This window comes from Mesorhizobium sp. WSM4828 (assembly GCF_055811175.1).
The window spans coordinates 23,943-30,385 of the sequence record NZ_JBVVQK010000047.1; the positions used below are offsets into that span (position 1 = coordinate 23,943).

The 6,443-nt window shown below is 64.2% G+C and carries 7 protein-coding genes; 5 read left to right on the forward strand and 2 right to left on the reverse strand.

Translation table 11 applies throughout. The annotated features are described in order from the left end of the window. Nucleotides 1-26: 26 nt before the first annotated feature. Entirely contained in the window at nucleotides 27-797 is a 771-nt protein-coding gene (locus AC0L2X_RS30180) for a metallophosphoesterase (RefSeq protein WP_352488580.1), read from the forward strand. 94 nt (nucleotides 798-891) lie between these two features. Here the strand turns inward: AC0L2X_RS30180 and AC0L2X_RS30185 are convergent, their stop codons facing one another. Together AC0L2X_RS30185 and AC0L2X_RS30190 are read right to left on the reverse strand one after the other, a co-directional pair. Continuing rightward, nucleotides 892-1,032 carry a hypothetical protein gene (locus AC0L2X_RS30185; protein ID WP_292664785.1) on the reverse strand — a complete coding sequence of 47 codons (141 nt, stop codon included), beginning with the start codon at nucleotides 1,030-1,032 and terminating at the stop codon, nucleotides 892-894. 287 nt (nucleotides 1,033-1,319) lie between these two features. Further along, the gene (locus tag AC0L2X_RS30190) at nucleotides 1,320-2,018 is read right to left on the reverse strand and encodes a type 1 glutamine amidotransferase (RefSeq protein WP_473562060.1); all 699 of its coding nucleotides are present in this window, start codon (nucleotides 2,016-2,018) and stop codon (nucleotides 1,320-1,322) included. Nucleotides 2,019-2,092: 74 nt separating this feature from the next. On the opposite strand from AC0L2X_RS30190, the gene AC0L2X_RS30195 reads away from it, so the two are divergent. The 4 genes from AC0L2X_RS30195 to AC0L2X_RS30210 all read left to right on the forward strand — a co-directional run bounded on the left by AC0L2X_RS30195 (nucleotide 2,093) and on the right by AC0L2X_RS30210 (nucleotide 6,224). Further along, nucleotides 2,093-2,755 carry a hypothetical protein gene (locus tag AC0L2X_RS30195; protein ID WP_473562061.1) on the forward strand — a complete coding sequence of 221 codons (663 nt, stop codon included), beginning with the start codon at nucleotides 2,093-2,095 and terminating at the stop codon, nucleotides 2,753-2,755. A gap of 32 nt (nucleotides 2,756-2,787) precedes the next feature. Then, nucleotides 2,788-3,522 carry a 16S rRNA (uracil(1498)-N(3))-methyltransferase gene (locus tag AC0L2X_RS30200; protein WP_473562064.1) on the forward strand — a complete coding sequence of 245 codons (735 nt, stop codon included), beginning with the start codon at nucleotides 2,788-2,790 and terminating at the stop codon, nucleotides 3,520-3,522. Nucleotides 3,523-3,707: 185 nt separating this feature from the next. Beyond that, nucleotides 3,708-5,081: a glutamate--cysteine ligase gene (locus AC0L2X_RS30205; protein ID WP_473562062.1), complete on the forward strand. Its 1,374-nt coding sequence runs from the start codon at nucleotides 3,708-3,710 to the stop codon at nucleotides 5,079-5,081. A 102-nt stretch (nucleotides 5,082-5,183) separates the two neighbouring features. Further along, complete coding sequence (locus AC0L2X_RS30210; RefSeq protein ID WP_473562063.1) at nucleotides 5,184-6,224, forward strand: DUF937 domain-containing protein; 1,041 nt, start codon at nucleotides 5,184-5,186, stop codon at nucleotides 6,222-6,224. Nucleotides 6,225-6,443 lie beyond the last annotated feature (219 nt).

Sequence of the window (6,443 nt, forward strand, 5' to 3'; positions counted from 1 at the left end):
GCATGACCACGGAGGCGACGCAGGCATTGACGGAGCCCGGCATCAGTTTCTACGAGGCGCGCGGACCGCAAGGCATGCGCCTTTACGCGATCGGCGATGTGCACGGCCGGCTCGATTTGCTGACCGCCATGCACCGGCGGATCGAGGCGGAGCTCAGTCAACGGCCGTCGGTCGATTGGCGCGTGATCCATCTCGGCGATTATGTCGACCGGGGCCCGGACTCCAGGGGCGTCATCGATTTCCTGATCGACGCGCAAAGACGCGATCCGCGTCACCTGATGCTGGCCGGAAATCATGATCTCGGCTTCCTCGATTTTCTCGATGTCCCCGACCCGGACGGTCTGTTCATGCGCTATGGCGGTATCCAGACGGCGCTGTCCTATGGCGTGTCGCTCAGTGGGAGCAGCGCCTGGTTTGGCCGCGCCGATGCGGCATTGCGGCAAGGGCACGCCGCACTGGTCGAGGCGGTGCCGCAGAACCATGTCGAGTTCCTGCGCTCGCTGCCCTTCTCAGTGACGTTCGGCGATTTCTTCTTCTGCCATGCCGGCATCCGGCCCGGCGTTGCGCTGGAAAGCCAGAGCCGGCAGGACCTGATCTGGATCCGCGAGGTCTTCCACGACCACACCGGTCTTCATCCCAAGATCGTGGTGCACGGCCATACGCCGGTGCCCAAGGCCGAGATCACCGGCAACCGCGTCAATGTCGACACACTCGCCTGGCAGTCGGGAAACCTCACCGCACTCGTGGTGGACGGTGCGGACAAGCATATCCTGACAGTCACGGGTGAGCGGGCTTAGTTGATATTCAGCCGAAGCCGCGACGCTTGAGTCACGGCAGAGATCCCAGGGCCTGCGCTCCGCTTCGCGTTCGCGGCGCGCTGGACGACGAAGGCTAGCGAAGCGCGGCGGTGACGCCGTAGCCGTCGACGGCATTGTGGTCGTTGGCCGCGTCGGCGGAATAAATGCCGAGGCCGCACAACACGATAGCCGACAACATGACAAAGGACAAAAAGGCTGCTTTCACGGACGTCATCTCTTGTTGAGCTTCCTGCATCTATGCACGAGCGGGTTACCAATGCGTTGAAACGCAAAACACGTCGCAAATGTCTGACGGTTTCGCGCTTCTAGGCATGTTCTGTATCGGCGGTGTGTCGCGCGGGTCACAGGAAAGGTTCATCGCGGTTGCACGCAAGATGCAGAGCGGGCGCCTTTTAGGCTGGCCGACAGACACAGGCCAAGGATGAAACGCGTTGTCCCCGGAGGATTTGCCGCCGCGTGCCAAATATGCAACGTCGCCAACTACGCTGACTGTATGAGCCGTCAGATCGTCGCCACCCAGGCGCGGGCGATGGCCAGGCCGGCGGCATCGGCTTGCGGTCCGTTGCGGGCCATTTCATCGTCGAGCCGGACGGCCCATTCAGGATGCCGCTCGGCGATCAGCGGTGCGAAGGAGGTGCTCCAGTCGCGAACCATCGGCCGGTCGGCCTCGAAATGGAACTGGAAGCCGTAGACGGCGCGGCCGATGCGGAACGCCTGGTTCTCGGCGACGGCGTTGCCGGCCAGCCGCACGGCCCTCTCAGGCAAGGCAAAGGTGTCGTCGTGCCATTGGAAGATCGGGAATTTTTCGGGCAAGGCGGCGAGCACCGGATCGGCCTGCGCCGCCGCGGTAAGCGCGACCTCCTGCCAGCCGAATTCCGAGGCACCGCCTATCTGGTTCTCGCCGCCAAAGGCGCGTGCTACCAACTGGCTGCCAAGGCAGATGCCGACCACCGCGCGATCCCTCTCGCCAAAGTCGCGCGTCAGATCGAGCAGACCCGCGAAATAAGGGCAGAGCTCGTCGTCCAGCGCATTCTGGGCGCCGCCGAGCACCACCATGGCGTCATGCTCGCCGCTAGCTTGCGGCAGCGCGTCGCCGCGATAGGGCCGGCGCAGGTCGATACCGGCGCCTGCCTCGACCAGCGCCGCGCCGATCTGGCCAAGGCCCTCATTGTCGAAGTTCTGGACCACCAAGACCCGCATCGAAACCTGCTGACATGAAATTGATGCAACGAGCGATATCATGGCGCCAGCATTGCAGCCAACAGGGAACGCCTATGCCACTGCAGAACCGGGTCGATCCGTTCGGCGCCATCCATGCCGTGCCGGAGCGCGGCCTGTTCATGGGCAATCGCGGCATCATTCACGACCCCGAGACGAGAACGCTGTTGAAGAAGCGCTGGGCGCTGCAAGCCTGGATCATCTGCGTCCGCGAATTCGGCGACGTGCGGCGCGAGCCGATGGGGCGCAACCGGCAAAGCGACGACCAATTGGGCGGCAAGGCCGGCTGGACCGAGCTGTTTTTCCTCGACGAGGTGACGGCACTGGCGGCCGGGCACCGCCCCTGCTTCTTCTGCCGGCGCGAGCGGGCCAGGGATTTTGTCCGGCGTTTCGGCGACGCCTTCGGCATTGCCGAGCCACGCGCGCCGCAACTCGACAAGCGCCTGCACAAGGAGCGCCTGGCCTCGGGCGGACCGGCGCCGAGACTGAAACCGGAGGCGCTTGCGGATTTGCCGGACGGCACGATGATCTCGTCAGGAAACAGGGCATACGCCCTGTTTGACGGCGCCGCGCTGCCCTGGAGTTTCGGCGGCTATGGCGAACCGGTGGGATTCGATGGCTTTGCACACCGCCCGCTCCGCCTGCTCACGCCGGCGACAACTGTTTCGGTGCTGAGGCATGGCTACGAGCCTGTCTGGCATCCTTCCGCCGAGGCTTGACGCCAAGGGTGACGTTGCCGCATTCCTCGGCGATGCGCGCCAATTACAAGATGCAGCGGCTGTTCGTGCCGGACGAGCTTGGACCCGATACCGAGTTCGAGGTCGGCCCGCAGCAGAGCCATTATCTCTCGCATGTGCTGCGGCTCGGCGAAGGCGCCGAAATTCTGGTCTTCAACGGCCGCGACGGCGAATGGTCGGCGGCGATCGCCGCGAAATCGAAGAAGGCGTTGCGCCTGAAGGTGATGGAGCTGCAGCGCCCGCAGCCGCCGTTGCCCGATCTCGTCTATTGCTTCGCGCCGCTGAAGCAGGGGCGGCTCGACTACCTCGTGCAAAAGGCGGTGGAGATGGGCGCCGGCATCCTGCAGCCGGTCATCACCCAGCATACGCAAGTGGCAAAACCCGGCATCGAGCGCCTGCGCGCCAATGTCGTCGAGGCGGCCGAACAATGCGGCATATTGGCGGTGCCGGAGCTGCGCGAAGCGGAAAAATTCGAGCGCCTGCTCAGCAATTGGAACCGTGAGCGGCGGCTGATCTTCTGCGACGAGGACGCATCGACCAACAATCCCCTACCGGCATTGCAGGCGGTCCGGGAGGGAAAGCTCGGGCTGCTGGTCGGACCGGAGGGCGGCTTTTCCGACGAGGAACGCAGGATGCTGAGAGCGCTGCCCTTCGTTACCGCCATTCCGCTCGGGCCGCGCATCCTGCGAGCGGATACGGCGGCGGTGGCAGCTTTGGCGCTGATCCAGGCGACAATCGGTGATTGGTGATCAATTCACGTTACCCTCTGGCTCAGGATTTTTCGCTTGATCGGCTACTGACATTTCGTCCATCTAGCGCCGGCAGTGGCCGCGTGTCCTTTCGGGCGCGTAAAGGACGCTGTAGCATTTGATTGGGCACCTGATCCCTTCCGAAAATCGAAGCCGGTTTTCGGGGTCATGTGCGGAGGGCTATTATGGCGCGCGATACTACCGATTTCCGGCCGATCGAAGGCGTCGACGAACTCGTCGAGCACCTGGCCGAAGGCAACAAGCCGCGCGACAAATGGCGCATCGGCACCGAGCACGAGAAATTCCCGTTCTATGTCGACGGCAATGCGCCGGTGCCCTATGGCGGCGAGCGCGGCATCCGCGCCATCCTCGAAGGCATGCAGGACAAACTCGGCTGGGACCCGATCATGGACGCCGGCCGCATTATCGGCCTGGTCGAGCCGACCGGCCAGGGCGCGATCTCGCTGGAACCAGGCGGCCAGTTCGAGCTGTCCGGCGCGCCGCTGGAGACGATCCACCAGACCTGCCGCGAAGGCAATGCGCATCTGGCGCAGGTACGCGAGATCGCCGAACCGATGGGCATTCGTTTTCTCGGCCTTGGCGGCAGCCCGAAATGGTCGCTGGCCGAGACGCCGAAGATGCCGAAATCGCGCTACGAGATCATGACCCGCTACATGCCCAAGGTCGGCACCAAAGGCCTCGACATGATGTACCGGACCTGCACGATCCAGGTGAACCTCGACTTCGAGAGCGAAGCCGACATGCGCCGCAAGATGCAGGTATCGCTGAAGCTGCAGCCGCTGTCGACGGCGCTGTTTGCCAACTCGCCCTTCACCGAAAGCCGGCCGAACGGCTTGCAGAGCTGGCGCGGCGAGATCTGGCGCGACACCGACAATCAGCGCTCCGGCCTGCTCGAATTCTGCTTCTCGCCCGATTTCGGCTTTGCCGACTATGTCGAATGGGCGCTCGACGTGCCGATGTATTTCGTCATCCGCGACGGCCAGTACCATGACATGACGCACATCACCTTCCGCCAGTTCATGGCGGGTGCCGCCCGCAACGAATTGCCGGACGGGCTGCCGACGATGGGCGACTGGGCGAACCATCTGTCGACGCTGTTCCCGGACGTGCGGCTGAAGCGCTTTCTCGAAATGCGCGGCGCCGATGGCGGGCCGTGGCGGCGCATCTGCGCGCTGCCGGCCTTCTGGGTCGGGCTGCTCTACGATGCGGCGGCGCTCGATGCGGCCGAGGCGCTGACCTCGAGCTGGAGCTACGACGAAGTGCTGGCAATGCGCAACGCGGTGCCGGAACAGGGCATTTCGGCGCCCTTTCGCAACACGACGTTGCGTGAGATCGCCCGCGACGTGCTCGTCATCTCGCGCATGGGACTGAAGAACCGTGGCCGCAAGAACCGCGACGGCTACGACGAGACGTCGTTCCTCAACACGCTGGACGAGGTCGTCGCGCGCGGCACCACCAGCGCCGAAGAGATGCTGGCGGCCTACCACACACGCTGGGGCGGCTCGATCGAGCCTGTGTTCATGGAATACGCGTATTAGCGCTTCGCTATCCGCTTGGCCGGTGGTCCGGCAAATTCGCTTCAATCAATGATGGAAACGAACTAGGCTTCTCCAACGAGGATTTTCCCGGAGGAGAAAACAATGCCTTCCTTGTTCGATATTCTGGCGCAGTCCCAGAACGGCAACGGCATGCAGGCGCTGGCCCAGCAGTTCGGGCTGTCGCAGCAGCAGACGCAGGCGGCGGTCGCGGCGCTGCTGCCGGCCTTTTCGCAGGGACTGAAGCGCAACACAGCGGATCCTTATGGACTCGGCTCCTTCGTGACGGCGATGGCCAGCGGCCAGCACGCCAAATATTTCGAGGATGCAAGCCGGGCCTTCTCGCCGCAGGGTCTCGATGAAGGCAACGGCATTCTCGGCCATCTGTTCGGCTCGAAGGACCTGTCACGCGCAGTCGCCAGCCAAGCCGCGCAGGCGAGCGGTGTCAGCCAGCAGGTCCTGCAGCAGATGCTGCCGGCAATCGCCTCGATGATGATGGGCGGGCTGTTCAAGCAGACCACCAACCAGCTGGGCGGACAGATGCATGCGGCAGGCGGCGGCGGCAATCCGCTCGGCGAGCTCATCGAGCAGATGATGCGGCAGGCGGGCGGCGGCGGCCAGGCGCCGGCCCCTCAGCCTGCGGGCCTCACGGATAACCCCCTCGGCAAGGTGCTGCAGGATATGTTCGGCGGGCAGCAGCCGCAACAGTCGCAGAGCCCTTACGGCGACAACCCGCTCGGCAAGGTGTTGCAGGACATGTTCGGCGGCGGGCAGCAGCCGCAAAGCCAGCCCCAGCAGACACAGAACCCTTATGGTGACAATCCGCTCGGCAAGGTGCTGCAGGATATGTTCGGCGGCGGCGCGCAACAGCCGCAGAACCAGCCCCAGCAAACACAGAACCCTTATGGCGACAATCCGCTCGGCAAAGTGCTGCAGGACATGTTCGGCGGCGGCGCACCGCAGTCTCAGCCGCGTCAGACGCCCCAGGCGCCGCAGCCGCAGGCCAATCCGAGCGGCAGGCCGAGAAATCCGTTCGACGACCTGTTCGGCAAGATGTTCGAGACGGGCGCCCAGCAACGCGACGACTACCAGAAAGGCATGGAGTCGATCTTCGACCAGTTCAAGCACGGCATGGGCCGGCGGTAGGGGTTGTCGCTGACCCACGCCGCGTCGTCATCCTGGGGCGGAGCAAGGAGCGAAGCGACGCGGCGCAGACCCCAGGATCCATGCCGTGAATTGGGAGCGCCGTGGCGGTGCAAAATTCAGCTCCGCTGCATCCTCGGTTGAGGTCACGGCATGATGGGGTGGACGGCCCCCGAAGCGGCATCGATGTGCCAGATTGAGGTCGTATAGAACTTCAATCGA

What these genes read in the sequence shown, in the direction of transcription:
- AC0L2X_RS30185 (WP_292664785.1), bottom strand. Translation starts at nt 1,032, where the DNA reads ATGACGTCCGTGAAAGCAGCCTTTTTGTCCTTTGTCATGTTGTCGGCT.
- AC0L2X_RS30190 (WP_473562060.1), bottom strand. Translation starts at nt 2,018, where the DNA reads ATGCGGGTCTTGGTGGTCCAGAACTTCGACAATGAGGGCCTTGGCCAG.
- AC0L2X_RS30195 (WP_473562061.1), top strand. Translation starts at nt 2,093, where the DNA reads ATGCCACTGCAGAACCGGGTCGATCCGTTCGGCGCCATCCATGCCGTG.
- AC0L2X_RS30200 (WP_473562064.1), top strand. Translation starts at nt 2,788, where the DNA reads ATGCGCGCCAATTACAAGATGCAGCGGCTGTTCGTGCCGGACGAGCTT.
- AC0L2X_RS30205 (WP_473562062.1), top strand. Translation starts at nt 3,708, where the DNA reads ATGGCGCGCGATACTACCGATTTCCGGCCGATCGAAGGCGTCGACGAA.
- AC0L2X_RS30210 (WP_473562063.1), top strand. Translation starts at nt 5,184, where the DNA reads ATGCCTTCCTTGTTCGATATTCTGGCGCAGTCCCAGAACGGCAACGGC.